Here is a 25,735-nt window from a genome sequence, read left to right on the forward strand (position 1 = left end):
TCAAATTCACGTTACGCCTGGACAATTAAGTTGAGCGATGTAGTCCACTTAGTTAGGGGAGGGTAAAGGGGTCAACGACGTTGTTTTCGAAAGATTCTAAATTCGAATTAAAGCAAGATGCCGAGGCTGGCCGTGGCGCGCCGGACAAGGCTGCGCACGGCAGGAAGGCACCATCGAAAGCGGAGGTGCCCCAGCAGCCGGACCGTCTCGGCCAGTTGCGGCTGCTGACGGCGCTGGACGCGCTGTTGCGCGAGGGCAGCGTCAACGGCGCAGCCGCCAGCATGGGCCTGCAAAGCCCGGCGGTCAGCCGCATGCTCGGCCAGCTTCGCGAAATCTACGGCGACCCTTTGTTCGTCCGCACCGGTAAGGGGCTGATCCCGACACCGCTGGCCGAAAGCCTGCGCCAGCGCGTGCGCGCGCTGGTGGCGGAGACGGAAAACCTGCTGACGCAGCCGGCGGCCAATGCCGGTGATGCAAACGCCGCACCGGGTGGCTGGGACCAGCCGCCATTGATCGAGGCGCCGCCGCTCGCCGTTTCGCCGAGTTTCCTGCTGGAAGGCCAGCCCACCCCCGCCGATTTCGCCCGCAAGCTTGCCCGCATCGGCCACAATGCCGAACCGCACAAGCGGCTTGCCAAATATATCGCGACGATCGGCACCGGGCCGGGCCGCAGCCGACCGCTGACCATGGACGAAGCGCAGGATGCGCTGGCGATCATTCTTGGCGGCGAGGCCGATCCGCTGCAGATCGGCGCGCTTTTGAGCACAATGCATTATCGCGGCGTGACTGCCGCCGAAGTGGCGGGTTTCACCACGGCGGCGCGGCGTCATATCGGTGCCTACCAACCCTCCGACCGGCATGCCGACATCGACTGGCCGAGCTATCTCTCGCCGAAATTGCGAACGCCGCCCTGGTTCCTGCATGCGGTGCGGCTGGTCGCGGCGGCCGGCCACCGGGTGCTCCTGCATGGGCATCATGGCCAGGGACCGGAGGCCGGCAAGCTGGAGCTTGCGGCCCGCCTGTCCGGCATATCCGTCTGCACGTCGATTGGCGCGGCCCGCGAGGCGCTGGCGAAGACGTCGATGGCCTACCTGCCGATCGGCGCGGTCTCGGGGCAGATCCAGCGCTTGCTGGGCCTCTATCCACTGCTCGAGATGCGGCTGCCGACGAATATCGTCGTCCACCTGCTCAATCCGCTCGGTGCCCGCGCCAGCCTGCTCGGCGTCGCACGGCCGTCGCAACGCGGCCTGCATCGCGATGCGGCCCAGCTTTTGTCCTCGAACGACATCGCGATCCTCGGCAACACGCGTGACTTCGCCGAATTCACGCCATTCAGGGCGACAACGATCCACAGGCTGGTGGACGGCGTGCCGCAGGATATCGACATCCCCTCCCAGAAAGCCCTGTCGTCCCCTCCCGCCATCGGCTTCAGCAGCCGCGAATACTGGCAGGCGATCTGGACGGGGGCGGCCCGCGATCCTGCCGTCGAAGCGGTGATCACCAGCACGGCGGCAGCGGCCCTTTTCATCGCACCGGGTTCCCGATATGCAAGTTTCGAGGCCGCCCGCAACCATGCCGTGACGTTGTGGCGAAGCCGCCCGACCGAGATGGGCTGATGGCGCACCTGCGCCGTCATCGGATGGCGAGTTTCGGGACGGGGTTGTGAAGATCGTCGCCGGGCTGAGGTCACCCCGGTCGAAATCATGTGTGCGTTCGGTGAATGCACGCGGACACGGCTTTCCGATACGCCAGAGATACAGAATTTCGTTCTGATCGGTCTGTCATTCCTTGCAGAGCGAAAACCAGTCTGTTATTCACCAGTTTATTGGTAGGTTACCAACTAACTCATCATGAAGGGGAACGGCGTGGATCGGGGCAGAACAGGAGCGGTGGTATTTGTGGTCGTCATGGCGCTTGGCGGAACGGCCGCGGCCCAGCAGCGAGAGGTCCCGGAGGACACCGTGTTGGAGACGATCACGGTCAATGCCCGCAAGATCATCGAGGACATCACCGGCGTTCCGTTCGCTGTCACCGCCCTTCCGTCTGACGCGCTTGAAGAGGCAGGGATTGAGGACACGCAATCGCTGGCGCGCCTGGTCCCAGGGTTCAACTTTGCCGACAGCGGCCTCGGTTTTTCGAACACGATCAACATTCGCGGCATCGGCTCGGCGTCGGCGCTGATTTCACCGTCCGTCCTCTATTATGTCGATGGCGTGCCTCTGCCCGTGCGGGTCTTCGACCAGCCGCTCGGCGATATCCGCCAGGTCGAAGTGCTGCGGGGACCGCAGGGAACATTGTTCGGCCTGAATGCGCAGGCTGGTGTCGTCAACATCCTGACAGCAGATCCGGCCGAGCAGCGCGGCGGTTCCATCGGCGTCGAGGTCGGTTCGAACGGCCACAAGCAGATATCCGGGACCGTCGAAGGACCGCTGTCCGATACCGTGTCGGCACGAATCGCCGGCACGCTCTTCGACGACAATGGCGATCTCGCCAACTACCTCTACTCATCGCCCGGCACCGTCGGTTCGGTGGAGAGTGATTTGCGGGCACGTCTTTACGGCACGGCTTCGGGCAAGCTGGTCGCCGCCCCCAGCGACACGACCAAGGTGACGGTCACCGGCGGCTGGAGCCGCGACCGTCAGAAGCCGACCACCGGCATCTGGCTCGACGACCCGGGCTTTCCCCGCAATGCCTTCAACCCGCTGCCGGAGACGCAAACCGAGACCGCGCATTTCGGCCTGACCCTGGAACATGACCTTGAATGGGCACGCCTGACGTCGGTGACCGGCTTCCAGCATTACGAGACCGAACTCGAAGCCGATATCGTCGACGGCTTCATCGGCACGGCGCAGACAGGCTTGCCGGGTTTTGCCTTGCAGATGCCCGGACTGAACGTGCGCAGGATTGACGAACACAGCAATCAATGGACCCAGGAACTGCGTCTCGATGGCGAGACGGAAGGCGGCACGCGCTGGCTGGCGGGCATCAGCGGCCTGGCATCGACATTCGACTCGACCACCGACATCACCAGCCTGCAGCTCGCAAACGGCGCCTATCGCGGCCGCATCGATACGGTGAACATTGCCCTGTTCGGTGAAGTCACGGTCCCGCTGACCGAACGGCTGGACTGGATCGGCGGCCTGCGGCTCAGCCACGAGCGCAAGGAATTCGAAGGCACATTCCGTGGCCGCAACGGTGCCCGTGCCTATTTCTCGGAAAACGGTGACGAAGATTACACGTTCGCCACCGGCCGGACGGGGTTCACCTACGCGCTCGCCGACAACATGACGGCCTTTGCAACGGTTGCGCGCGGCGAAAAGACCGGCGGTTATCTCTTCTACAATCAGTTCGCCGCCATGGGCATGCCGCTGACGCCCTACGACAGCGCCTCGACCTGGTCCTACGAGGCCGGCCTGAAGGCAACCGATCTCGGCGGCTTCCTGACGCTCGGCACGTCGCTGTTCTACAACGATACCAGCGACGAGCAGTTGTTTACCTTCAACCCGGTGCTCGGCCGGTTCAGCGTTCTCAACGCCGATACGCGTTCGTACGGGCTGGAAATCGAAGCCAAGGCGCAGGCCACCGAGACCATGGCCTTCAGCGCCAACCTGGCCTTGCTCGATGCGGAGATCGATGGCGGCGCCAATCCTGCCATCATCGGCAATGACGTTCCTTATGCACCGGTCTTCACGGCCAGCCTTGCCGCGGACTATCGGCGGGAACTCGATCTGGCCGGCCTTTCCGGCTCGGGTTTCGTCCGCGCCGAATATCTTTACACCGGAAGCCGGCAAATCGACCCCGCAAACAGCCGCAAACTCGATGGATACGGCCTCGTCAACCTGAGGGCAGGCTGGCAGAAGGGCAACATCGACATCTATGCGTCGGTGGAAAATCTGTTCGACAAGCGCTACGTCAGCTCCGCGTTCCAGGCCGGAACGTCGACGACGGGTTCGGCTGTCTTTGCCGGCATTCCCGGCGAGGGCAGGACGTTTACACTCGGCGCAAGGGTGAAGTTCTGATGCCGGCTGCCCCCTCCTTTCGCGTTGCAGCGCTTCCCATGCTGTTTGCATTGATGGCCAATGCCGCGGCGCAAGCCTTCACCCTCGTCGTCTTGCCGCCGCTCGGACGATCGTTGGGCTTCACCGACATCCAGACGGGCGCACTGCTTGGCCTGTCGGCGCTGGTGCTGCTCGTCGCGGCGCCGATCGGCGGAACCCTCAGCGAAAGCTTTGGGAGAAAGCCGGTCCTGCTCGTGGCGTTGGCGGCAGCGTCGGCAGGACCGGCTCTATCGGCGCTGGTGATCGGCGCTCGCCTGAACGGTGCGATCACGGCAATGGCTGCCCTCGGGCTGCTCTTCGGCATCCGCTTCCTGCAGTCGGCATTCGCCGCGGGCCTGCTGCCCGCGGCCCAGGCCTTCATGGCCGACAGCACGAAGGCGGAGCAGCGGGCGGAGGGCATGGGACTTCTCGGTGCCGCCTACGGCATCGGCGCCGTGGCCGGGGCGGCCTGCGCTTTCGCAATCGGCGGGACGGCGCCGGTCGCCGCATTTGCAGCCTTGTCCGCCACCGTCACGGCGGGGTTCCTGGCCGTCTGGACGATGTTGCGGGAACCGGCGCCAAACCGAATGAATGCCATGGAGAAGACGCCGCTATCGCTGACGCGCCTGTTGCCCAACCTGACCGTCACCTTCCTGGCGATCACCGTTTACGGCATTGTCCAGCATGTCACCGCCCTGCGCTTGCAGGACGGTTTTGGCCTCGACGTCGCCAACTCGATCTCGCGAGCCGGGGTCACCCTGATGGGGGCCGCATTGTCGATGGCACTCGTGCAGACATTTGCCTTGCGATGGCTGCGATGGCCCGCGACACGGCTGATGCTGGCAGGCGCCGGTGTTGCCCTCGTGGTGATGACGGTGGCCGCAACGGCGCAGTCATGGCCGCTTCTGGCCGCCGCCATCATCCTGTTCGGGGCGGCGCTCGGCCTGCTCCTGCCCGGAAACCTCGCATCGCTGAGCCTTGCCGCCGGCGTGCAGGCACAAGGCCGGGCCGCCGGCATCAATGCGGTTGCCCAGGGCCTCGGCATGGCGGCAGGCCCGATCGCCGGGGCGACGCTGCATGGCCTTGCCGTCACCGCACCATTCCTGGCGTCCTGCCTGCTCCTCGCCATGGTCCTGGCAGCGCCGTTGCTCGCCTCGCCGCGCAGGAGGCAGCCCGCATGACGATCTTTCCCGATTCGGCCGCAGCGGATTATGATGCCCGCATCCTCCGCATGGTGCCTGGCTACGCCCTCGCGCAGGAGATACTTGCCTGCGCGCTTGCCGCCCGTCTCGAACGGTCTTCGCGTATCCTCGTGGTCGGCTGCGGCACGGGCAGCGAACTGATCGCGCTGGCGAAACAGCTTCCGGACGCCCGTTTTACGGCTGTCGAACCGTCCGGTGGCATGCTTGCCGTCGCCAGGAAAAAGGTCGACCTGGCCGGCCTGAGCAGCCGCGTCGACCTTGTCAAGGGACTGCTGGATGACGTCGCCGAACGGTCTTTCGACGCGGCCGTCGTCATCCTCGTCCTGCACTTTCTTACCGACGACGGACGGAAAGCCGATTTTTTGTCCGGCGTGCGCGAGAGGCTTGGGAAAAACGGCATGCTGGCGCTTTTCGATCCCGCCGCCATTGGGGAGGAAGCCACCTACGACCGATGGCTCGCCGGCGGCGGCCTCGGCGCGGCAGAGCGCGGCGCCATTATCGCTCGCGCACGGAACGACTGGCATTGCGTGACGGCGGAACGGCTGGACGAGTTGTTGCGGCAGGCAGGGTTTGCGTCGAGCACTCTGCTTTTCAACGCCCTGAACTATCGCGGCCTCGTCGCGATTGCCTCCGGAATCGTGTAGAAACAGAGAGATAGAGCGTTTTCGCATTTCGGAGAAAAGCGGAAATGCTTTATAAATCCGGAGAATAACGGAGGCAGGATTGCCCAGACCCGCTACCGACTTGCGCAGGCTTATCCTCGACACGGCGCTCGATATTATCGAGGCCGAGGGCATGAAGGCGCTTACGCAGCCGAAGATCGCCAGGCGCGCCAATCTGCGCCAGTCGCACCTCACCTATTATTTCCCGAGGAAAGCCGATCTCTATATCGCTCTCCTCGAAGCGTCTCATGACCGTGCGTCCCGCCATGCGCAACCGTCTTCGGTCGAAGACATGCTGGCCGGCCTCATGTTCGACCGCGAGCGGATGCGTTTCTTCCTTTCCATCATTCTGGAAGTCGGCGACGACCCGGAATTGCAGGCCGTGCTGCGCGCGCATGCCTCGGGGCTGGCAGATCACGTGGCGCCGTATTACGGCCGATGTCCCGGCGACGCGGCCGTGATCGCTTTTGTCGACGAACTCCGCGGCATCGGCATCCGGCTGCTCCTGTCGCCTGCCGATGTCGGTTTTACCCGCGATCTGGTGACGACGACTGCCGAAGCGCACGGTTTGTCGCCCCGGAAATGACGCCCGGCTGAATCTTGGCCTTTGCAGGGGCTGCGGCGATATTCCATCGAATATAACGCTGTGCAATAATAAGCCGAAGCACGCTCCCGGAAGCGTCGGGTTGCCGCGAATGAAAGGAAGAAGCATGGTTCGTGAAAATGAGATCCGCGAAAACGAGGTTTCGGTCGATCCGCCAGCGGCGACCGATGCCGGGCTCGTCTTCATCGGCCGCATCTCCACGCCCTGGACGTCGCGCATGGAAACGCCGAGGCAGGGCCGGCATGACGGCCCGCTCTGCCGGATCGAGATCTTCGAACCCTGGATACCAGCGCTGAAAGGCGTCGAAGCCTTCGAGCGGCTGGAAATCCTGTACTGGCTGCACCGGTCGCGCCGCGATCTCGTGCTGCAGAGCCCGGCTGGCAACGGCAAGGTGCATGGCACCTTTTCGCTCCGCTCGCCGGTGCGGCCAAATCCGATCGGCACCTCGATCGTCACCCTGGAAGGCGTCGAGGGCGATATCCTGCTGGTGCGCGGTCTGGATTGCCTCGACGGCACGCCGCTGATCGATCTCAAGCCGGACAGAACCTTGTTCAAGCCGATCGCGCCGCCGCAACCCGGCGACTATCAGACGGACGAGAACGCGCCGACCGCGCATTATTGCCAGAAGGCGTGAGCGGCGGTCAGTCGACAGCCACCATGACGTCGGATGCCTTGATCACCGCATAGGCATCGGAACCAACGGCAAGCTCCAATTCATCGACGGCCTCGTTGGTGATCGAGGAAGTAACGATCAGCCCGTTGCCGAGATCGATACGCACATGGGCCGTGGTCGCGCCCTTCTTGACTTCGACGACCTTGCCCTTGAAGCGGTTGCGTGCACTGATTTTCATGATGGCGGCCTCCTGTTGTGTCATGGCGCTTCTACCTTGATCGACAAAGTGCCGCAAGAACACTCGCGGTCGGCAAACCTCCCGGCTGCAAAAGGTCGCTCACCCTTGGCCACGCGCGCCGCCATCGGGCAATCTCCAGCAAGATGGCCCGGCGATGGGCACCAACATGTTCAGTTGGCTGTCAGTTTCCCATGCAAGAACCCGGTCCGTGATCTGACGGGAATGCGGGTGCTTGTGATGGAAGATGATATTATTCTTGGGAAAGCGCCGAAGAGCGCAGGCGATACCGGCCCGGCTTCGGCAACGGCGGACAGCCTCACGGTCAAGCCAGGGGCAAAAGCGTTTGGGGCGATGCGTCGCCTTGCCGGGCTTTTCTCAAGACGGAGGCGGTCCATCGCCGCTATTGGTCTGACGGCTGCGGGTTTTGGCGGCTATCTCGTTTTCCTGCAACTGAGCGGCAATTTTCACACCGTCATCGATGGCGAACTCTATCGGTCCGCCCAGCCGACGGCCGGGCAACTGGAAACCTATGTCCACGACCACGGCATCAAGACGGTGATCAACCTTCGCGGCGAAAGCACCGGTGCGCGCTGGTATGTCGACGAAATTGCCGCGGCAAAACGCCTCGATATCAATCATATCGATTTCAGGATGAGTGCCAGCCACGGGCTGTCCGCCGATCAGGCCGAGGCGTTGGTGGCGATCCTCAGGGCCGCTCCGAAGCCGATCCTCATTCATTGCGCGGCGGGTGCCGACCGGACAGGCCTTGTATCGGTCATCTATAGCGAGCGGATCGCCGGGATAAACGAAGATGTCGCGGAAAACCAGCTGTCGATCCGCTTCGGCCATATCGGCATTCCGTTCCTGTCGTCCACCTTTGCGATGGACGACAGTTGGGAGAGGCTGGAACGGCATTTCGGCATCGAAGGCTAGCTGCCGAGAGGACGGCAAGCGGTCAAAGGCGGTTACCGCAGAAGGACATATGTGCCGTAGAGAAGAATCAGCGCTGCGGCGCAAAGACCGGTGATGAGGCCGAGGCGCTTTTCGATGAAATGCCGGATCGTTTCGCCATAGCGCTGCAGCAGGCCGGCGAGAATGAAGAACCTGGCGCCGCGGGCGAGAACCGCGGAGGCGACGAACAGCCCGAGATTGATGTTCGCGGCGCCGGAGAGGATGGTCACCACCTTGATCGGCGGCAGATGGGCGAGGCCCGACGTGACCAGCAGCAGCACGACCGTCTTGTAGTCGATCGAGGCCTGCAACTGCTCGAAAGTATTCAGTTTGCCGTAGAACGACAGCACCGGCCGGGCGATCGCCTCGAAGGCATAATGACCGATCGCCCATCCGGCAATGCCGCCGAGCACGGAGGCCACCGTTGCCAGCAGCGCATAACGCCAGGCGCGATGCGGCCTGGCGAGGATCATCGGCAGGAACAGCACGTCCGCCGGCACCAGGAAGACCGAGCTTTCGACGAAGGCGATGAACGCCAGCCAGTATGCTGCAGATTTACGCCCTGCCAGAGCCATCGTCCATTCATAGAGCCTGCGAAGCATTGCGCTGATTTTCCTGTGATAACGGACGAATCGCCCTGTTTCCCGCCTTGGCGCAACGACCGTGGCGAAGACAGACGTTCTGTTAGTCCGTTGTTTTCGCCTAATCAATATGCCGAATGTTTCCGGTGTACGGACAGTGCCGGTCCAGGCACATTATGGAGAATGCAGGATCGCGAGGCCGAGGACGCTGAGCATTCCCAAAGTCGCGAGAGACAGCATCCCTGCCAGAAGCACGCGGCCTCCGGAGGCGAAGACCGTGCGCATGTCGACCGAAAGACCGAGCGCGGCCATGGAGACGGTCGTCAGGACAGTCGATCCGCTTTTGGCCACATCCAGCACATTGCCCGGGATGACCGCCAGGCTGCGCAGGCACATCATCAGAAAGAAGCCGACGATGAACCAGGGCACCAGGCGCCCAAACGGTAGCCGGTCGCCCTGCCGCGAGTTGCTTCCCTTCTTCAGCCTCAGCAAAAGGATGACCGGGCCGAGCATCAGGACCCGCAGCAATTTTACCAATGTCCCGATCTGAACGCTTGCCACGCCGACCGGTGCCGTCGCGGCGAGCACCTGCGGCACGGCATACACCGTCATGCCCGCAAAGGCACCGTACTGCCATTCGCTGAAACGGAAGAAGGGAAACAGTGGCGGCAGGAGAATGACGACGACGATGCCGAGCGCGGCCGTGAAGGCAACGGACGCGGCGACGTCGTCCGATCTGGCGCCGATCACCGGAGCCGCGGCAACGATGGCGGAGTTTCCGCAGATCGAATTGCCGCATGCCACGAGCGTCGCCAGTTGGTCCGGCAGGCCGAGCATCCTGCAGAGACCATAGCTCGCCAGGAGCGACAGGATGACGGTTCCGGCGACGATGCCGATCATCAGGCCGCCCGCATCCGCGATCGTTGCGATGCTGACGGAGGCCCCGAGCAGCACGATGGCGATCTCGAGAACGACCGTGGCCGAAAAAACGACGCCGGCCTTCAAGGAAGGTGCAAGACCGGCGACCGTATGAAACAGCGTGCCGAGCACGATGGCAAAGACCAGGCCGTCCATGAGTTCGTAGCCAAGCAGGAACGTCTCGACGAGAACCAGGGCCTGTGCCGCCAGCGTGATCAAGGCCGCGACACAAAGGCCGGGAATAATTTTCAAGATTGACCACTCCGGCAAAACAGCCACTCCAATCCACTCATTGATTGAAGAATATTCACGCAATTCATTCGCGTATATCGAATAATAATTGACAATTCATATGTTATAATCGAACGATTAGGAATGACATTCGAACAGTTGGCCATCTTCGTCGCCACCGCCGAGCGCGAGCACCTGACGCAGGCGGCAAAGGCGCTTCGCCTGACGCCTTCTGCGGTCAGCGCGTCGATCAAGGCGCTGGAAACCTTCTATCGCTTAAAACTGTTCGACAGGGTCGGTCGAGGCATCCAGTTGACCAGGGAAGGCAGGGTCCTGCTCAAGGAAGCGAAAGAAACGCTTGCGCGTGTGAAAGCGACGGAGGCGGTGCTTGCGGAACTCGGAAATCTCAAGACGGGGAGCCTCGACGTTCATGCCAGCCAAACGATCGCGAACTACTGGCTTCCATCGAGATTGCTCGGGTTTTCCGCGGAATATCCCGGCATAAAGGTCAACCTTGCGATCGGCAACACTGCGACGGTTGCCGCTGCCGTCGTCAGTGGCGATGCCGAACTCGGTTTCATTGAAGGCGAATTGGACGAGCCGCTTCTGGCGGCATCGACGATCGCGAGCGACAAACTCGTCGTCGTCGTATCGGCGGACGAGACAATCGAGCATGGTCATGACCTCGGAAAACTCAAATGGATCATGAGGGAACGGGGATCGGGAACGCGCTCCGTGCTGGAGCAGGCATTGAAGGATCTCGACATCGACCCGCAATCCCTGGACGTTCGCATCGTCCTGCCCTCCAACGAGGCGCTTTTGTCCGCAGTGCGCCAGGGCGGCTGCGTGACGGCTCTGTCGCAGACGATCGTTTCTCCTTTCGTCGTGAATGGCCAGCTGCGGGTCCTCGATTTCGATCTGCCGCCCCGTCGCTTCACCCTGCTCCGTCACAAGGAACGGCATAGATCCGCTCCGGCCGGCAAATTCGAAGCCTATTGCCATGTGCATCTTCAGGATCAGGGCGCGTTGACGGGTGGCGTTTGACGTGAGCGACGCGCAATGCTGCGGATCGGTTCGGATGTTGACACGTGATCACGCTTTGCGACGCCAGCCCCTTCAGGGTGCTGGAGGCGATCAGGCGTTCCAGCATCGCGTCGTAGCGATGTAGTTGTTCGAGGCTGACGAACTCGTCGGGCTTGTGGCCCTGATCCATGAAGCCGGGGGGGCCGGCATACGTGTTTGGCTTAGCGCTGGTTGGGAAAATCCCTTGCTTGGCGAGCCTTGCCGTTGTCCTGATCGGAGTGCTTCAGGACGCGAAATGGCGGATTGCCTCGTGGACGCTGCGCGGCATCCGTATGGTTTGCGGCGAAGCAGCCCGCACCTTACCGCTGACACCGGGTACGTAGACGCCGTTTTCCTCCAACCGTCGTATCTGGTCGCGAGCCCGGTCCACTTGGTCGCCGCCGGCCGGACCGGGCATCATGGCGAGGACAGTCAGTCCGACGGCCGGGCAGGCCTCACCCACCAGGAAACTGGGCGCGTCCAGCGACCATGCGCCGCCGGACAGGCCGGCGGACAGCATTTCCACGAGAAGGGCGATATTCGCCCCCTTTCGGCCGCCGAACGGCAGCAATGCGCCGGTAAGCGCCTCCTGTGCATCCCGCGTATGCGCGCCGGCGGCATCCACCGCCCAGCCCTCGGGGATCGGCCGGCTGTCCTCTGCGGCGGCGATGATATTGACGTAGGCCGTCGCGCTGGCGGACTGATCGATGATCAAAGGCGGCGCGTCGTCGCCGAGCGGAAAGCCGAAAGCGAGCGGATTGGTGCTGTAGACGGCCCGCCCGCCGGCCTTGGGTGCGACCATGGCATTCGCATTCGTCACCGCCAGCCCGACCAATCCTTCGTTTGCCAGCCGGCGGACATAATAGCCGAGTTCGCCTGTCGTATAGCTGTTCTTCTGGGTGAATAGCGCGATCCCCATCTGGCGGCCGGTGGCGACGAGATCGGCAAAGGCGATGTCGAAGCCGAGCTGCGCGATGCCGCGGTCGGCATCGGATGCGAGATAGGCGGGGAAAGGGCGCGTCAGGGCCGGCGCCGGATCGCAATTGATGCGTCCCTCGCGAAAACTGTTGAGGTAATCCACCAGATGCGGAAATCCGACGGCGGCAGGGCCGAACCGTGCGGCCGACAGGGTCGCATCGGCGAGCGAACGGGCGCTTGCCGGATCGGCGCCGGCGCCGAGGCAGGCGCGGAGCGCCAGGGCGTGTGCATCCGCCAGTTCGAATTCCACCTCTTCCGCCACGTCAGATCTCCAGTCCCGCCTTGCGGCCTTCGTAAAATGCGTAGGGTGCCTGCCGTGGTGCGGCGCAATCGCCGATCTGCCGCGTGGCCACGCCCAGTTCGACAAGGCCCGGCATCAGCCAGTCGGCCGGAGCGTTCGTCGTCGCGGTCACCAGTGTGTCGGCTTCGATGAAACGATGCTCCCCGGTGTTGTGATCGACGATGGTCGCGCCGTTGCCGTGCCATTCAGTAATGCTCGCCTCGACGATCCAGTCGGCGCCGAGTGCCCGGATGGCCTGGCGCATCGGAACGTCCGCCGCCGTCCTTTGCAGCTCCTTGCCGACGAACGGGTCGGGTGTGAGGATCGTGACCCGGTGGCCCTCTTCCGCCAGCTTCCAGGCGGTGCCGCAGCCGCGCCAGCCGCCGCCTTCGTCGAGCAGCAGGACATGTTTGCCCGGCCGCGCCTGCCGCGCCATGACGGCTTCGACCGTGAAGACGTTGCCTTTTTCGATGCCCGGCAAGGTCTCGACCGCGGGCAACGCTTTCTGGAACCCCGTCTCGGGAGAGTAGGAGCCCGTAGCCGCAATCACGACGTCGAATTCGGCCGGATCGATCTCGGCCGCCTCCAGATAGGTGTTGAGGCGAACGGTTACGCCGAGTTTTTCCAGCTGGCGTTCATACCAGCCGATGAGATCGAGGATCTGCGCGCGGCGGGGCTGCATGCCGGCAAGGAGGAAATTGCCGCCGAGCCGGCTCGAAGCCTCCGCCAGCACAACCCGATGGCCGCGTTCGGCGGAGACGCGGGCGGCTTCCAGGCCGGCCGGGCCGCCGCCGATCACCAGCACGCGTTGCGGATTTTCGGCCTTGCGAAAACGGTCGCCGCCCCATTCGACCTCGCGGCCGACGGAGGGGTTGATCAGACAGCTGATCCAGTAGTCGCGGGATCTCCGGCCCCAGCACATCTGGTTGCAGGAGATACAGCCGCGGATGTCTTCCGGGCGATCCTCGCCCGCCTTGGTTGCCAGATGCGGGTCGGCGATCTGGCCGCGCACGATCGACACGAGATCCGCAGCGCCTTCGCCCAGCACCGTTTCGGCATTTTCCGGCGTGCGGATATGGCTTTCGGCGATGACGACGGCATGGCTGACGACGCCTTTCAGGACGGCGGCGAGATCGGCGCCGAGCTTTTCCGGATAAAGGAAGGTCGGCATCAGCTTGTAGAAGTCGAGATAACCGCCGGAACCGCAGGTGACGTAGTCGATGAGGCCGAGATCGTCGTGCAGCTTGACGATCTCGGCAAGCTCGTCGCGCTGCAGGGCGACTTTCACATCCGGCTCGTCCGAAACCGCAAGGCCGATGATGAAGTCGGGGCCGCAGACCGCGCGGATGCGCGTCAGGATTTCGCGCGACATACGCGTGCGGTTTTCCAGCGACCCGCCCCATTGGTCTTCGCGCCGGTTGCACCATGGTGTCCAGAACTGGTCGACCATGCCGAGATAGGCGGCCCAGACTTCGACGCCGTCGAAGCCGGCCTCCCGACATCGCCGCGCCGCCTGCACGAAACTGTCGATCGTCTCGTGGATTTCCGCCTCGGTCATCGGGTGGGAGCCGTCGCTGTCGTGATAGCTCGGCCCGCCGGAAGGCGACCAGTGCGGGTGGAAGGAATTGTCGGAATCGCCATGGGCGCCGATATGGTAGAGCTGCTGGATCGCTATGCTACCGTGCTTCCTGATGGCGTCGGCCACCTTCCTGAAATGCGGGATCACCGCATCGTCGGAGTGGCGGAAATTGCCGCGGGTGAGGACGGTGGCGGCATGCACCGGCATGGGTTCGACGACGATCATCGCCGCACCGCCGATGGCGCGTTCCTCGTAATAAGCGACGTGCCTCTCGGTGGGCAGGCCTTCCACGGCCATGTTGGCGGTGTGGGCGCCGAAGACGATCCTGTTCTTCAGCCTATGCGGTCCGAGTTTGAGCGGGGAGAACAGGCGTGGAAATCTTCTGGCCATGACGCAGATCCGCGTGTGTTTGCTTGCAGTGATTTTGGCTGTGAAGGCCGGCGATGTGTGCCGGCCTTGCTGGTCAGGCCTTTGCGTTTTGGCCTGTCTCGCGCGTGCTGACCATAGCGTTTGCGAGTTGCCGGAAGGTGACGGTTCCGATGGGTTTTGCTGTCGTGTCGACGACGGTGATGTCGCCGTCCGGGGCTGTCGCGAGGATGCGGAGGGCGTCCTCGATGGTGACGCCTGATGTGATGGTCGGGCGGTCGGCGGCCGGGGGAGCGTCGAGCGGGCGCATCACCGCCTCGACATGCACGACGCGGCCGCGGTTGACCTCGCGGACGAAGTTGGCGACATAGTCGTCGGCCGGCCTGAGCACGATGTCCTGGCTGGTGCCCTGCTGGATCACCTCGCCGTCGCGCAGGATGGCGATCTGGTCGCCGAGCCTCAGCGCCTCGTCGAGATCGTGGGTGATGAACACCACCGTCTTCCTGATTTCCTTCTGCAGGTCGAGCAGCACCGTCTGCATGTCGGTGCGGATCAGCGGGTCGAGCGCCGAATAGGCCTCGTCCATCAGGAGCACGGGGGCGTCGTTGGACAGCGCCCGGGCCAGCCCGACGCGCTGCTGCATGCCGCCGGAGAGCTGGTTGGGGTACTTCTTCTCGAATCCCTTGAGGCCGACCCGCTCCAGCCAGCGCATGGCGGTGTCGACGCTCTGCTGGCGCGACAGGCCCTGGATCTCCAGGCCGAAGATGGTGTTGTCGAGCACGCTGCGGTGCGGCAGAAGCGCGAACTTCTGGAACACCATGGCCGTCTGGTGGCGGCGGAACTCGCGCAGGTCCTTCTCGTTCATGCCGACGATATCGACGCCGTCGACCAGCACCTCGCCGGCGGTCGGGTCGATCAGCCGGTTGATGTGGCGGATCAGCGTCGACTTGCCCGAGCCGGAGAGGCCCATGATCACCTGGATCGAGCCCGAGGGCATCTCGATGTTGATGTCGCGCAGGCCGAGCACATGGCCGTATTTCTCGTTGAGCTCGGCCTTGGTGAGGCCGTTGCGCACGGCGTCGATATGGGCCGCGGCATCGGGGCCGAAGATCTTGTAGAGATTGCGGATCCTGATGCCGCCGAAGACATGCTCAGCCATGGACGATCTCCCGGTGCTTCTGCAGCCTGTGGCCATAGGCCTGGCTGACCCGGTCGAAGATGATGGCGATGCCGACGATGGCGAGGCCGTTGAAGATGCCGAGGGTAAAATACTGGTTGGCGATCGCCTTGAGCACCGGCTGGCCGAGGCCCTGGACGCCGATCATCGAGGCGATGACGACCATGGCGAGCGCCATCATGATCGTCTGGTTGATGCCGGCCATGATGGTGGGCAGGGCGAGCGGCAGCTGCACCTTGAAGAGCTTCTGGCGGCTGTCGGCGCCGAAGGCGTCGGCGGCCTCGAGCACGTCGCGGTCGACGAGGCGGATGCCGAGATTGGTGAGGCGGATCATCGGCGGGATGGCATAGATGACGACGGCGATCAGGCCGGGCACCTTGCCGATGCCGAGAAGCATGACAACAGGGATGAGATAGACGAAGCTCGGCATGGTCTGCATGACGTCGAGGATCGGGTTGACGATCTTCTGCACCTTGTCGTTGCGCGACATCAGGATGCCGATGGGCAGGCCGATGGCGATGGACAGCACGGTGCAGACGAAGATCATCGAGATGGTCCGCATCGTATCGTCCCACATGTCGAAGTAACCGATGAGCAGCAGCGTGACCAGACAGCCGGCGACGATGCGCAGGTTGCGCGTCGCGGCCCAGGCGATGGCGAGGATGATGAGCGTGATGATCGGCCACGGCGTCTTGGTGGTGAAGCGCTCGGCATAGATCAGGAAGTGCTGCAGCGGCGTGAACAGGCTCTCGATCGTATCGCCATAGGCGCGGGTGAAGCCGCGAAAGCCTTCGTCGATGGTCTTCTTGAGGGCGCGCAGGGCCGCGTCGTCCATATGCGGAAATTTAAAAAACCAGTCCATTCGGTTCCCCTTCTCGAAAGAGCCGATCCGTTCTTATTGTTGTGTCGGCGGCGATAAGCATGGCGTGCAAATGTGTCCGGCGGCTTTGCCAAAACGACATGCGAGAGCAAAAAACGACAGCGTGAGCGCCAATCGGAAAGATTATGCAGCACTTAGGCGATGCGGTGCGCCATCCGGCGCACCGCATGCGGACGCAAAACCGCCCGTCACGTTTGCTGAAACAGCCCTAGAGGGCGGCCTCGATCTTCTTGGCGGCCTCCGGGGTGACCCATGCCTTCCAGATGTCGGGGTTTTCCGAGAGGAAGTGTTTTGCGCCGTCTTCGCCGCTCGCCTGGTTGTCGGTCATCCAGGACATCAGCTGGCCGAGCGTCTGGTTGCTCCAGGAGCGCTTCTTGAGATAGTCCATGACCTCCGGGCCGGCTTTTTCCGAGAAGGGTTTTGCGACCAGGGTGACGATGGTGTCGACCGGCCAGGCATTCGGCTTGGGATCGGGGCAATCGGCAACGGTGTTGCAGCGCTTCCATTCGGCCGCGTCCTCGCCGACGCCGTAGTCGAGGCGGACCATCTCGTACTTGCCGAGCAGCGCCGTCGGCGCCCAGTAGTAGCCGACCCATGCCTGCTTGCGTTCATAGGCCTTGGCGATGGAGCCGTCGAGGCCTGCGGCCGAACCGGTGTCGATCAGGTTGAAGCCGGCCTTGTCGGCCTCGAACGCCTTGTAGAGCTGGGCAGTGACGACGGTGCCGCCCCAGCCCTGCGGGCCGTTGAAGATGGCGCCCTTCGATGCATCCTCCGGATCGGGGAAGAGTTCCGGATGCTTCAGCATGTCGGGGATGGACTTGATGTCCGGATGGGCGTCGGCGAAATATTTGGGGATCCACCAGCCCTGGACGCCGCCATCCGGCAGTGGCGAGCCGACCTGGACGATGCGACCTTCCGCGGTGCCTTTCTTGACGACGTCGGGCAAAAGGTCGATCCATGCTTCCGGAGCGATGTCCGGCTCGCCCTTCTCGGCCATCGAGGTGATCGTCGGAACCGTGTCGCCGACGGTGATCTCGGCGCTGCAGCCGTAACCCTCGTTCAGGATGAGCTTGTCGAGATTGGAGATGACCTCCGCGCTCTGCCAGTTCATGCTCGCGATCGTGATGCTTCCGCACTCCGATGCGGAAGCAAGCGACGTGCCTCCGAGAATTCCGAATAACAGGCATGTCGAGCCAAGCAGTTTTTTCATGTTCTTTCCCTCTATGTTGGCGGCGGTTTTTCGTGGAGCGGGGTGCCGCAGGGCCCGCCCCGATGGATCAGGAGGCCTCTCCCATGCTGACTGATGCCTGCAGCGCTGCCGCCAGGCCATGCGACACGGCCTGTGCGAGGCCGGCCTGGCGCATCGCCTCGATCGCTGCCGCGGTGGTGCCGCGATAGTCGAGGAAGGTTTGGACCGTATCGGCGGGACAGTCGTCGCGTTGTTCCAGGAGCCGGCCGGCGCCGATAAGGAGCGTGTTGACGGCACGCCGGGCAACGTGCGGGCTGAGCCCGCGCGCGATCGCATCGCTCATCATCGCGTCGGCGAGCAGTGCCGGGAAAGCCGGGCCGGAACCGGTGAGGCCGGTGAGATAGTCGATCTCCGCCTCCGAGCGGACCTCGTCCTGCACGCCGCAGGCATCGAAGATGGCGCGGACGACGGCCTTGTCCGCCTCGTCGACACCCGGGCTTGCGATCCACGGCGTGTAGGATTTTCGAACCTCGGCGGCGGCGTTCGGCAGCGTGCGAACCACCCGCCCGGTTCGATGCTGCGCGCCGAGCGCGGCGAGCCTGATGCCGGCCATGACGGACAGGACAAGCCTGCCCTCCGCACGAACCGTGAGGCCATGCCAGTCGGCGGGGCGGACGGAGAGGATGACGACATCGGAGCGGTCGGCGAGCGCCTGGTTGTCGGCGGTCCAGAAGGACCCCGGAAAACGATCCGGACAGTGGCTGCGGTAAGACAGCGACAGGTCTTGAGGCTCGACGATCCGGGCGTCGAGAACCGCATGCGCAATGGCGCCGCCGAGCCAGCCGGCGCCACCGATTACTCCAATCCTCAAGCCCTTGCCTGCTCCCACCTTGCCCTCACTCCGGTCTGTATCCATGCCGCGCAAAGAAACGGTCGAGTTCCCGCTTTTGCGGAATCTGGCCGGTATAAATTGAGATGTATTCGGGGATGCGCTTCATGCGCAACGCGAGGTCCTCCGTGGACTGCATCGAAATGTAGCCGATCTGGACCAGATAGGTGGTCCGGGCGCGGACATCCGCCGGCCCTTCGTCGTAACCGAACCGCATGAACATGCGGCCCAGTGCCTCCATGCGCACCTGGTCTGCCTGCTGCACCTCGGCCAGGATATCCGGCGACTGCAAGGCCCAGCTGCGCACGGCGAACTCGAACTGCGAGTCGAACAACTCCTTGTTCACCCAGCAATCGAAGACGTTCAGCATCGCTTCGGCCAGTGATTCCGCATAGGCCTCCGACTGTTTCACGAGGTTGCCCGTATTCTTTTCCCGCCAGCGGGCGACCAGTGCGCCCAGCAGTTCTTCCCGGTCCTTGAAGAACCAGTAGAAGCTGGTGCGCGAGAGGTTGAGCCGCTTGGCAAGCGGCAGAATCTTCACCGATTCGACGCCGGATTCGAGCAGCGAGTCGTAGGCAGCCTCCAGCCATCCCTCCTGGGAGCCGCGCCAGCCGCTGTCGCTTATCGCCTGTTCCATGATGTTCTCCTAACAAATCCTGCCTGCCGTCGCAAGTAAAATGTACACACATGTCAACATACCGTTCCCCATTGTTTTCGTTGTTGACACAGGTGTACATTTCTGTTTACCGTACCGACCATCCCCTTAAATCGGAGCCCGGCGCATGTCGAACGATCCCCTGCTTCAACCCTTCCAGCTGAAGCATTTGACGCTTCGCAACCGCATCATCGTCACCTCGCATGAGCCGGCCTACCCGGAAGACGGCATGCCGAAGGGACGTTACCGCGCCTATACGCTGGAGCGGGCGAGGGGTGGCGTGGCGTTGACCATGACGGCCGGCTCCGCCGCCGTCTCCAAGGACAGCCCGCCGGTCTTCAACAACCTGCTTGCCTACAAGGACGAGATCGTTCCGTGGATCCGGGACATGACGGATGCCGTGCATGAAACGGGTGCGGCGATCATGATCCAGCTGACCCATCTCGGCCGGCGCACGCGCTGGGACAAGGGCGACTGGCTGCCCGTCGTCGCGCCGTCCCATCATCGCGAGGCGGCGCACCGCGCCTTTCCCAAGAAGCTTGAGGACTGGGACATCCAGCGCATCATCAAGGATTTTGCAGACGCGGCCGAGCGCATGAAGGCCGGCGGCATGGACGGTGTCGAGCTGGAAGCTTATGGCCACCTCATCGACCAGTTCACCTCGCCGCTGACGAACGAGCTGGATGGCCCCTATGGCGGCTCGCTTGAAAACCGCCTTCGTTTCTGTTTCGACGTGTTCAAGGCGATGCGCGAGCGGGTCGGCAACGAGTTCATCCTTGGTGTCCGCTATACCGCCGACGAATGTCTTCCCGGCGGGACCGGAAAGGCCGAAGGCCTGGAAATCTCCCGTCGCCTCAAGGAAAGCGGCCTCATCGACTACCTCAACGTCATCCGCGGCCATATCGATACCGACCCGGGCCTGACGGACGTCATTCCGATCCAGGGTATGGCCAGCGCGCCGCACCTGGATTTTGCCGGCGAGGTGCGCGCCGCCACCAGGTTTCCGACTTTCCATGCGGCGAAGATCCAGGATGTCGCCACGGCGCGGCATGCGATTGCCGCCGGCAAGGTCGACATGATCGGCATGACCCGCGCCCACATGACCGATCCGCATATCGTCCGCAAGATCATCGAGAAGCGCGAAGACGACATTCGTCCCTGCGTCGGCGCCAACTACTGTCTGGATCGAATCTACCAGGGCGGCCTGGCCTTCTGTATCCACAACGCGGCGACCGGCCGCGAGGAGACCATGCCGCACAAGATCGCCAAGGCGGAGGTCCGCAAGAAAGTGGTCATCGTCGGCGCCGGCCCTGCCGGCCTGGAGGCGGCGCGTGTTTCCGCCGAGCGCGGTCACGAGGTCGTGGTGTTCGAGGCCGCCAACAACCCCGGCGGCCAGATCCGGCTGACGGCGCAGAGCGAGCGGCGGCGGGAGATGATCAGCATCATCGAGTGGCGCATGAGCCAGTGCGAGAAGCTTGGCGTCACTTTCCATTTCAATACATGGGCGGACGCTGCGACGATCACGGCCGAAAATCCTGAGGTCGTGATCATCGCCACCGGCGGCCTGCCGCATACGGAGGTGCTGACCAAGGGCAACGATCTCGTCGTTTCCTCCTGGGACATCATTTCCGGCGATGTGAAGCCCGGAACGAACGTCCTGATTTTCGACGATGCCGGCGATCATGCCGGTCTGCAGGCGGCGGAATTCATCGCCAAGGCGGGCGGCAAGGTCGAGATCATGACGCCTGACCGCTCCTTCGCGCCGGAAGTGATGGCGATGAACCTCGTTCCCTATATGCGCTCGCTGCAGAAGCTCGATGCGACCTTCACCGTGACCTACCGACTGGAAGCGGCGGAACGGAGCGGCAACCAGCTGATCGCCCATATCGGCAGCGAGTATGGCGGGGTGGCGAAACAGCAGACGGTCGATCAGATCGTCATCAATCACGGGACGATTCCGCTGGACGATCTCTATTTCGAACTGAAGCCGAGGTCCCGCAACCTTGGCGAGGTTTCCTACGACGACCTGCTGTCCGGCGCCCCCCAGACAGTCGAGCGCAATCCCGATGGCGCCTACCAGCTGTTCCGCATCGGCGATGCGGTCGCGGCGCGCAATACGCATGCGGCGATCTACGATGCGCTGCGGCTTGCCAAGGATATCTGAGGAGGTTCATGACGGATCTGCGGCGCGGGGCCGCGACGCAGATCTTTGCGTGACCGCTTGCCGGCCTGCAAATTTGATCTCGGTGGCATCATTGCTGGGGTGGACGCATGCATGGCGGCGGGAGCATGCTTGGTGTTGAGGAAAAAATAGGAGCGTGTCCACCAACGCCCGCAGATTGCCATCCAGTCATCGTGCCGCCGGTCGGATGATCGGCGGCGGCTAATCAGCCGGGCATGTTGCGCCGGCCATAAAGGAGGAGAAGCCCATGCCCAGCATTGCGATACATCCATCCGTCGATTCAGGATTCAAGGCGACGGATGCCGCCTTTTCCGGTGGCACGCTCGTCTGCCATTGCGCGAGCAATCCCGTCAAGGTCCGCGTCAAGGGCGATATCGCCCACAACCATGCCTGCGGCTGCAGCAAGTGCTGGAAGCCGGACGGTGCGGTGTTTTCGGTTGTCGCCGTTGCGCCGAGCGACAATGTCGAGGTGCTTGAAAACGGCGACAAACTTGCCGTCGTCGATCCGGCGGCGCTGATCCAGCGTCATGCCTGCAAGGATTGCGGTGTCCACCTTTATGGTCCCGTCGAGCGCGATCATCCGTTCAAGGGCCTGTCCTTCCTGCATCCGGAACTTTTCCAGGAAGAGGGTTGGGCAAAGCCCGGTTTTGCGGCTTTCGTCTCCTCGATCATCGAAAGCGGTTACGATCCGGGCAAGATGGACGGCGTGCGTGCGCGTCTGAAGGAAGTCGCTTTGGAGCCCTATGATTGCCTCAATCCCGGCCTGATGGACTACATCGCGACCTGGACGGCGAAAAAGAACGGTGTCCTGCCGGCTTAAAAATGGTCGTCATCGCTGAGGCTGCCGATAAGATCGGAAACCCTCTCTTCCGTCATCCTAGGGCTTGTCCCTAGGATCTGCCAACGCATGCCAAGTCACTGACAAAAATGGCTTATCCGGCGTGCTTAGATGCTCGGCACAAGGCCGAGCATGACGGCGTCGAGAAAATCAAGGGTTGTTTGCGGCCTGAGACACGACCGCCCCTTTGCTTTCGCGTTCCCCGCTCAGCGGTCGATGACGAGATCGCTGAGCGGCTTCGAACAGCAGGGCAGGAACAGGCCGGCGTCGATTTCCCGCTGCCGGATGCCGCCATTGTGGTTCATGTCGACCGTTCCGGAGACGAGCTTCGACTTGCAGGTGCCGCACACGCCGTTCGAGCAGGAGGAGGGGAGTTTTATGCCCGCCTTCTTTGCGCAGGAGAGAACGGTCTGATCGCCGGAGACGTCGATCTGACGCGCCTGCTTGGCGAAGGACACCTGGAAGGTGCGGGTGACGGCTTCCTCGACCACGGGGATATCGACCTCGTCGATGACGGCCGCGTCAAAACTCTCCTCGATATAGTTCTGCGGGGGAACGCCGAGGTCCGCCGCGATCGACCGGGCTGCCGCCATGAACGGGGCGGGACCGCAGCACATGACGATACGCTCTGCGAGATCCGGCACCGCAAGCTTCATGTAGTCCGCGGAAATCCGCCCCGTAAGGCCCGGCCACTGCGTTTCGCCCAAAACGGTTTCCGGCAGGAACTGCAGGCGCAGCCCCTTCATGCGTGCGGCGAGACAGGCCAGGTCGTCACGAAAAATCAGGTCCTTCGGGCTGCGTCCGGCATGCAGGAAAACGACGTCGGCGGGCTCGCAGGTATCGGCGAGTTCGCGCACCATCGCCATGACCGGGGTAATGCCGGAGCCGCCGGAGAGGAAAAGATACTTTTTCGCATTCGGCCGGATGAAATGGCCGAGCGGGCCGTTGGCCTTGACCTTCGAACCGATCGTAAGCGTGTCGTGCAGCCAGTTCGAGATCTTGCCGCCGGCGACACGCTTGACTGTGACCGAAAAGGCGTTGTTCCGCCGCGGCGAGGAAGAAATGCTGTAGCAACGGCTTTCCGGTTCGCCGCCCACCTCCAGGTCGAACAGAAAATACTGGCCGGCCTCGAAGGCGAACCGTTTTCCTTCCGGCGAGGCGAAGGTGAAGGTCTTGACGTCGTGCGTCTCCTGGTGAACGTCGATGCAGACGAGGTCTTCGTCCGCATCACGGTTCCAGAGATCGGCGAGATGCAGGCGTTCGGCCGGCGAGAACTGGCTCTTAGTATCCATGGGCGCGCATCCGGTCGATGTACCACGTTGCGAACTTGTCGAGGTTGGTTTCGGAGAAGGGCGAGTAGGGGCCGGGGACATAGGCCGGGTCCTCGACGCCGGCATGCGACCGGGCGACGAGCTCGGAATCCTGATCGGTGGTGGCGATCCAGACGTTGGTCAGCTTTTCGAGGTCGTAATCGACACCCTCGACCGCATCCTTGTGGACGAGCCACTTGGTGCGCACCAGCGTCCTGTCGGCGGAGAGCGGGATGACGATGGAAACGACGGCGTGGTCGCCCATGAAATGGTTCCAGCTGTTGTGGCCCCACAGATGGGTGTCGCCGAGATCCTTGCGGGTCATGGTGCCGAGCAGTTTCGAGGAGGCGGCGGTCGCATCCGGCGTCTGCGATTCGCCGGCGCCGGAGATGATCAGCCGCTGCGTGCGAAAATTGGTGGTGCAATCGACGAGCTGCTCGACGGCGGTGGACGGAAAGCCGTCGGCCTCCCATTGCTTCGTCCGGGCCTCGTAGAGCGCAAAATGCTCCTCGGCCTGCGCCCGGTCTTCCGGGCTCAGCGCGTCCGGATCGAAACCGAAGTCGAGGTCGACGAAGGAGACGCAGAGTTCCGGATGGTTGGCGGAACAGTGATAACATTCGCGGTTGTTCTCGATCGTGAGCTTCCAGTTGCCCTTCTCGATCACGTCGGTTTCATAAGCGACCTTAGCATTGGCGATATCATAAGGCGCCAGGCGCGCCGTCATGACCTCTTCGAGGTGGCTGATATCCTCGGGCGGGTTTTCCGAAAGACAGGCATAGATCAGGCCGCCGATCGATTTGAACGCGACCTGCTTGAGGCTGCGGCATTCCTTGTCGAAACCCTTGCCCATATGCGGCGCGTAGCTGAGTTCACCCGTCAGTTCATAGGTCCAGGTGTGATAGGGACAGACGAGCTTGGAGACGATCGTCTTGCCGGCATCCAGCAGGCGCGAACCGCGATGGCGACAGACATTGTGCATGACGCGGATTTCGTTGTCGTCGTCGCGCAGCAGGATGAGGCTCGTCTTGCCGATATCGACAACGGTTGCGTCGCCGGCTTCCGGCACGTCGCATTCGAGGCCGATGCAGATCCAGTGCCGGCGGAAGAACACGTCGAGATCCGCTTCAAAGACGTCTTCGCGGGTGTAGAGCCCTGCCGGAAGCGAATGTCCCTCGGCGCGCGCGTCGAGCAACGCCGATATGGGAGATGCGAATGTCTGCAGCATGATTTCACCTTATGTTCTGGCCGGAATCCCGATATGATAAAAGGCAAGATTATGCAGGTTTTGTTGGCGCTCAACGGCATAAATATGTGATGGTGGCATTACCAGATGTAATGTGAAAACGAGTGACCGTTGTGGAGGAGAGTGTCGTTGGCGAACTTACGGAAAAAGCTTCCGCCGCTGACGGCCCTGACGGCGTTCGAAGCGGCCGCGCGGCTTTCCAGTTTTACCCGCGCAGCGGCTGAGTTGGGGGTGACGCAGGCGGCGATCAGCCGCCAGATCCATGTGCTGGAAGAGGATTTCGGTTTTCCGCTGTTCCGCCGGCTGCATCGCAGGATCGAACTGACGGAGAAGGGACGCCAGCTGTTCAGTGCGGCGAGCGACGCCTTCAGCCTGATCGCCGATGCGGCGGCGGATCTTCGTGCCGAAGGGCCGGATGACGAACTGGCGATCTCGGCGACGATCTCCTTCGCCCATTTCTGGCTAATGCCGCGCATTGCCGCCTTCTCGCGCGCCCATCCCGAAATCAAGCTGCGTATCGTCACGCAGGATGCCAGAACCAGAATCGAGGCCGGCGATATCGATCTTGCGCTGCGGTACGGCATGGGCACCTGGCCGGACGGGCAGGCGGAGTTCCTGTTCGAGGATGAGGTTTTCCCGATCTGCAGTGCGGAATATGCCCAGTCGAAAGCGCCGATCCTGGCGCCCGCGGATCTTGTCGATCATCCCCTCATCTCCAGCGACACGGACGATCCGATCTGGACGGGGTGGGAAGAGTGGCTGGCGGCCTTTTCCGTCAAGGCGCCAAAAAAGGGTCGCGGCCTGCATTGCAGCTTCTATACCGAGGCGATCTACGCCGCGATGAACGGCCAGGGCATCGCGCTCGGCTGGAACCGCCTCGTCGCCGATCTCATCCGGCAGGGGCGGCTGGTGCGCCTGACCGATGCCGCGATCCGGACCCGCGCCGCCTATTTTGTCGTGGTGCCGACGCGAAAACCAAGAAAGGAAAGCGCGCAACAATTCATCGAGTGGCTGCGCGAGGCCTCGACCTCAAACGCCTGACGGTACCATTCGAGGTCTTCCGAGCCGAT

General features: G+C 63.0%; 23 protein-coding genes. 11 read left to right on the plus strand and 12 right to left on the minus strand.

What is annotated here, in order from left to right; genetic code table 11:
• The first annotated feature begins 185 nt into the window (after nucleotides 1–185).
• The 6 genes from DEM27_RS19175 to tsaA all read left to right on the plus strand — a co-directional run bounded on the left by DEM27_RS19175 (nucleotide 186) and on the right by tsaA (nucleotide 7,139).
• The gene (locus DEM27_RS19175) at nucleotides 186–1,616 is read left to right on the plus strand and encodes a glycosyl transferase family protein (RefSeq protein ID WP_245445944.1); all 1,431 of its coding nucleotides are present in this window, start codon (nucleotides 186–188) and stop codon (nucleotides 1,614–1,616) included.
• Nucleotides 1,617–1,889: 273 nt separating this feature from the next.
• On the plus strand, nucleotides 1,890–4,019 hold the full coding sequence (locus DEM27_RS19180; protein ID WP_165823491.1) for a TonB-dependent receptor: 2,130 nt from the start codon (nucleotides 1,890–1,892) through the stop codon (nucleotides 4,017–4,019).
• Nucleotides 4,019–5,218 carry an MFS transporter gene (locus tag DEM27_RS19185; RefSeq protein ID WP_109459863.1) on the plus strand — a complete coding sequence of 400 codons (1,200 nt, stop codon included), beginning with the start codon at nucleotides 4,019–4,021 and terminating at the stop codon, nucleotides 5,216–5,218. Before DEM27_RS19180 ends, DEM27_RS19185 begins: the two co-directional genes overlap by 1 nt.
• A complete protein-coding gene (locus DEM27_RS19190; RefSeq protein ID WP_109459864.1) occupies nucleotides 5,215–5,883 on the plus strand; it encodes a class I SAM-dependent methyltransferase in 669 nt (222 codons plus the stop codon). The genes DEM27_RS19185 and DEM27_RS19190 overlap by 4 nt, the downstream gene beginning before the upstream one ends.
• Before the next feature lie 79 nt (nucleotides 5,884–5,962).
• Nucleotides 5,963–6,487, plus strand: a complete 525-nt coding sequence (locus tag DEM27_RS19195; protein ID WP_128755532.1) for a TetR/AcrR family transcriptional regulator — start codon at nucleotides 5,963–5,965, stop codon at nucleotides 6,485–6,487.
• 124 nt (nucleotides 6,488–6,611) lie between these two features.
• Nucleotides 6,612–7,139 (plus strand): tRNA (N6-threonylcarbamoyladenosine(37)-N6)-methyltransferase TrmO, encoded by a 528-nt coding sequence (gene tsaA / locus DEM27_RS19200; RefSeq protein WP_109459866.1) that lies wholly within the window; start codon nucleotides 6,612–6,614, stop codon nucleotides 7,137–7,139.
• Nucleotides 7,140–7,146: 7 nt separating this feature from the next.
• Here tsaA and DEM27_RS19205 read toward each other — a convergent pair whose 3' ends face one another.
• Nucleotides 7,147–7,356 (minus strand): TOBE domain-containing protein, encoded by a 210-nt coding sequence (locus DEM27_RS19205; RefSeq protein ID WP_109459867.1) that lies wholly within the window; start codon nucleotides 7,354–7,356, stop codon nucleotides 7,147–7,149.
• A gap of 237 nt (nucleotides 7,357–7,593) precedes the next feature.
• Between DEM27_RS19205 and DEM27_RS19210 the strand changes: the two genes are divergently transcribed.
• Entirely contained in the window at nucleotides 7,594–8,289 is a 696-nt protein-coding gene (locus DEM27_RS19210; protein WP_337250477.1) for a dual specificity protein phosphatase family protein, read from the plus strand.
• A gap of 32 nt (nucleotides 8,290–8,321) precedes the next feature.
• Here DEM27_RS19210 and DEM27_RS19215 read toward each other — a convergent pair whose 3' ends face one another.
• The gene (locus tag DEM27_RS19215) at nucleotides 8,322–8,909 is read right to left on the minus strand and encodes a YqaA family protein (RefSeq protein ID WP_109459868.1); all 588 of its coding nucleotides are present in this window, start codon (nucleotides 8,907–8,909) and stop codon (nucleotides 8,322–8,324) included.
• A 153-nt stretch (nucleotides 8,910–9,062) separates the two neighbouring features.
• Nucleotides 9,063–10,076: a YeiH family protein gene (locus DEM27_RS19220; protein WP_109459869.1), complete on the minus strand. Its 1,014-nt coding sequence runs from the start codon at nucleotides 10,074–10,076 to the stop codon at nucleotides 9,063–9,065.
• 105 nt (nucleotides 10,077–10,181) lie between these two features.
• On the opposite strand from DEM27_RS19220, the gene DEM27_RS19225 reads away from it, so the two are divergent.
• Entirely contained in the window at nucleotides 10,182–11,081 is a 900-nt protein-coding gene (locus DEM27_RS19225) for a LysR substrate-binding domain-containing protein (RefSeq protein WP_109459870.1), read from the plus strand.
• 262 nt (nucleotides 11,082–11,343) lie between these two features.
• On the opposite strand, the gene DEM27_RS19235 is transcribed toward DEM27_RS19225, so the two are convergent.
• The 7 genes from DEM27_RS19235 to DEM27_RS19265 form a co-directional block, all read right to left on the minus strand.
• Nucleotides 11,344–12,339: an Ldh family oxidoreductase gene (locus DEM27_RS19235; protein ID WP_109459872.1), complete on the minus strand. Its 996-nt coding sequence runs from the start codon at nucleotides 12,337–12,339 to the stop codon at nucleotides 11,344–11,346.
• A 1-nt stretch (nucleotide 12,340) separates the two neighbouring features.
• Nucleotides 12,341–14,326, minus strand: coding sequence for an oxidoreductase (locus DEM27_RS19240; protein ID WP_109459873.1), 1,986 nt, complete (start codon nucleotides 14,324–14,326; stop codon nucleotides 12,341–12,343).
• A 73-nt stretch (nucleotides 14,327–14,399) separates the two neighbouring features.
• The gene (locus DEM27_RS19245) at nucleotides 14,400–15,461 is read right to left on the minus strand and encodes a quaternary amine ABC transporter ATP-binding protein (RefSeq protein ID WP_109459874.1); all 1,062 of its coding nucleotides are present in this window, start codon (nucleotides 15,459–15,461) and stop codon (nucleotides 14,400–14,402) included.
• Nucleotides 15,454–16,341: an ABC transporter permease gene (locus DEM27_RS19250; protein ID WP_109459875.1), complete on the minus strand. Its 888-nt coding sequence runs from the start codon at nucleotides 16,339–16,341 to the stop codon at nucleotides 15,454–15,456. The genes DEM27_RS19245 and DEM27_RS19250 overlap by 8 nt, the downstream gene beginning before the upstream one ends.
• Before the next feature lie 226 nt (nucleotides 16,342–16,567).
• Nucleotides 16,568–17,569, minus strand: a complete 1,002-nt coding sequence (locus tag DEM27_RS19255; RefSeq protein ID WP_109459876.1) for an ABC transporter substrate-binding protein — start codon at nucleotides 17,567–17,569, stop codon at nucleotides 16,568–16,570.
• A gap of 67 nt (nucleotides 17,570–17,636) precedes the next feature.
• Nucleotides 17,637–18,464 carry a pyrroline-5-carboxylate reductase family protein gene (locus tag DEM27_RS19260; RefSeq protein WP_109459877.1) on the minus strand — a complete coding sequence of 276 codons (828 nt, stop codon included), beginning with the start codon at nucleotides 18,462–18,464 and terminating at the stop codon, nucleotides 17,637–17,639.
• A complete protein-coding gene (locus DEM27_RS19265; protein ID WP_109459878.1) occupies nucleotides 18,445–19,074 on the minus strand; it encodes a TetR/AcrR family transcriptional regulator in 630 nt (209 codons plus the stop codon). The genes DEM27_RS19260 and DEM27_RS19265 overlap by 20 nt, the downstream gene beginning before the upstream one ends.
• A 145-nt stretch (nucleotides 19,075–19,219) precedes the next feature.
• On the opposite strand from DEM27_RS19265, the gene DEM27_RS19270 reads away from it, so the two are divergent.
• Both DEM27_RS19270 and gfa read left to right on the plus strand, forming a co-directional pair.
• Complete coding sequence (locus DEM27_RS19270; RefSeq protein ID WP_109459879.1) at nucleotides 19,220–21,256, plus strand: NADH:flavin oxidoreductase; 2,037 nt, start codon at nucleotides 19,220–19,222, stop codon at nucleotides 21,254–21,256.
• A 265-nt stretch (nucleotides 21,257–21,521) separates the two neighbouring features.
• Entirely contained in the window at nucleotides 21,522–22,094 is a 573-nt protein-coding gene (gene gfa / locus DEM27_RS19275; RefSeq protein WP_109459880.1) for an S-(hydroxymethyl)glutathione synthase, read from the plus strand.
• Nucleotides 22,095–22,318: 224 nt separating this feature from the next.
• Here the strand turns inward: gfa and DEM27_RS19280 are convergent, their stop codons facing one another.
• Complete coding sequence (locus DEM27_RS19280; protein ID WP_109459881.1) at nucleotides 22,319–23,404, minus strand: FAD-binding oxidoreductase; 1,086 nt, start codon at nucleotides 23,402–23,404, stop codon at nucleotides 22,319–22,321.
• Entirely contained in the window at nucleotides 23,394–24,647 is a 1,254-nt protein-coding gene (locus DEM27_RS19285; RefSeq protein ID WP_109459882.1) for an aromatic ring-hydroxylating oxygenase subunit alpha, read from the minus strand. The genes DEM27_RS19280 and DEM27_RS19285 overlap by 11 nt, the downstream gene beginning before the upstream one ends.
• Before the next feature lie 147 nt (nucleotides 24,648–24,794).
• Between DEM27_RS19285 and gcvA the strand changes: the two genes are divergently transcribed.
• Nucleotides 24,795–25,706, plus strand: coding sequence for a transcriptional regulator GcvA (gene gcvA, locus DEM27_RS19290; RefSeq protein WP_109459883.1), 912 nt, complete (start codon nucleotides 24,795–24,797; stop codon nucleotides 25,704–25,706).
• The last annotated feature ends 29 nt before the right edge of the window (nucleotides 25,707–25,735 follow it).

Source organism: Rhizobium album, assembly GCF_003122325.1.
In the GTDB taxonomy this organism is placed as follows: Bacteria; Pseudomonadota; Alphaproteobacteria; order Rhizobiales; family Rhizobiaceae; genus Metarhizobium; species Metarhizobium album.

Bases quoted from the DNA above. Each gene is read 5' to 3' on its own strand.
- DEM27_RS19280 (WP_109459881.1), bottom strand. From the start codon at position 23,404: ATGGATACTAAGAGCCAGTTCTCGCCGGCCGAACGCCTGCATCTCGCC.
- DEM27_RS19250 (WP_109459875.1), bottom strand. From the start codon at position 16,341: ATGGACTGGTTTTTTAAATTTCCGCATATGGACGACGCGGCCCTGCGC.
- gfa (WP_109459880.1), top strand. From the start codon at position 21,522: ATGCCCAGCATTGCGATACATCCATCCGTCGATTCAGGATTCAAGGCG.
- DEM27_RS19205 (WP_109459867.1), bottom strand. From the start codon at position 7,356: ATGAAAATCAGTGCACGCAACCGCTTCAAGGGCAAGGTCGTCGAAGTC.
- DEM27_RS19245 (WP_109459874.1), bottom strand. From the start codon at position 15,461: ATGGCTGAGCATGTCTTCGGCGGCATCAGGATCCGCAATCTCTACAAG.
- tsaA (WP_109459866.1), top strand. From the start codon at position 6,612: ATGGTTCGTGAAAATGAGATCCGCGAAAACGAGGTTTCGGTCGATCCG.
- DEM27_RS19285 (WP_109459882.1), bottom strand. From the start codon at position 24,647: ATGCTGCAGACATTCGCATCTCCCATATCGGCGTTGCTCGACGCGCGC.
- DEM27_RS19190 (WP_109459864.1), top strand. From the start codon at position 5,215: ATGACGATCTTTCCCGATTCGGCCGCAGCGGATTATGATGCCCGCATC.
- DEM27_RS19185 (WP_109459863.1), top strand. From the start codon at position 4,019: ATGCCGGCTGCCCCCTCCTTTCGCGTTGCAGCGCTTCCCATGCTGTTT.
- DEM27_RS19260 (WP_109459877.1), bottom strand. From the start codon at position 18,464: ATGGATACAGACCGGAGTGAGGGCAAGGTGGGAGCAGGCAAGGGCTTG.
- DEM27_RS19255 (WP_109459876.1), bottom strand. From the start codon at position 17,569: ATGAAAAAACTGCTTGGCTCGACATGCCTGTTATTCGGAATTCTCGGA.
- DEM27_RS19270 (WP_109459879.1), top strand. From the start codon at position 19,220: ATGTCGAACGATCCCCTGCTTCAACCCTTCCAGCTGAAGCATTTGACG.
- DEM27_RS19225 (WP_109459870.1), top strand. From the start codon at position 10,182: ATGACATTCGAACAGTTGGCCATCTTCGTCGCCACCGCCGAGCGCGAG.
- DEM27_RS19210 (WP_337250477.1), top strand. From the start codon at position 7,594: ATGGAAGATGATATTATTCTTGGGAAAGCGCCGAAGAGCGCAGGCGAT.
- DEM27_RS19240 (WP_109459873.1), bottom strand. From the start codon at position 14,326: ATGGCCAGAAGATTTCCACGCCTGTTCTCCCCGCTCAAACTCGGACCG.
- DEM27_RS19215 (WP_109459868.1), bottom strand. From the start codon at position 8,909: ATGCTTCGCAGGCTCTATGAATGGACGATGGCTCTGGCAGGGCGTAAA.
- DEM27_RS19265 (WP_109459878.1), bottom strand. From the start codon at position 19,074: ATGGAACAGGCGATAAGCGACAGCGGCTGGCGCGGCTCCCAGGAGGGA.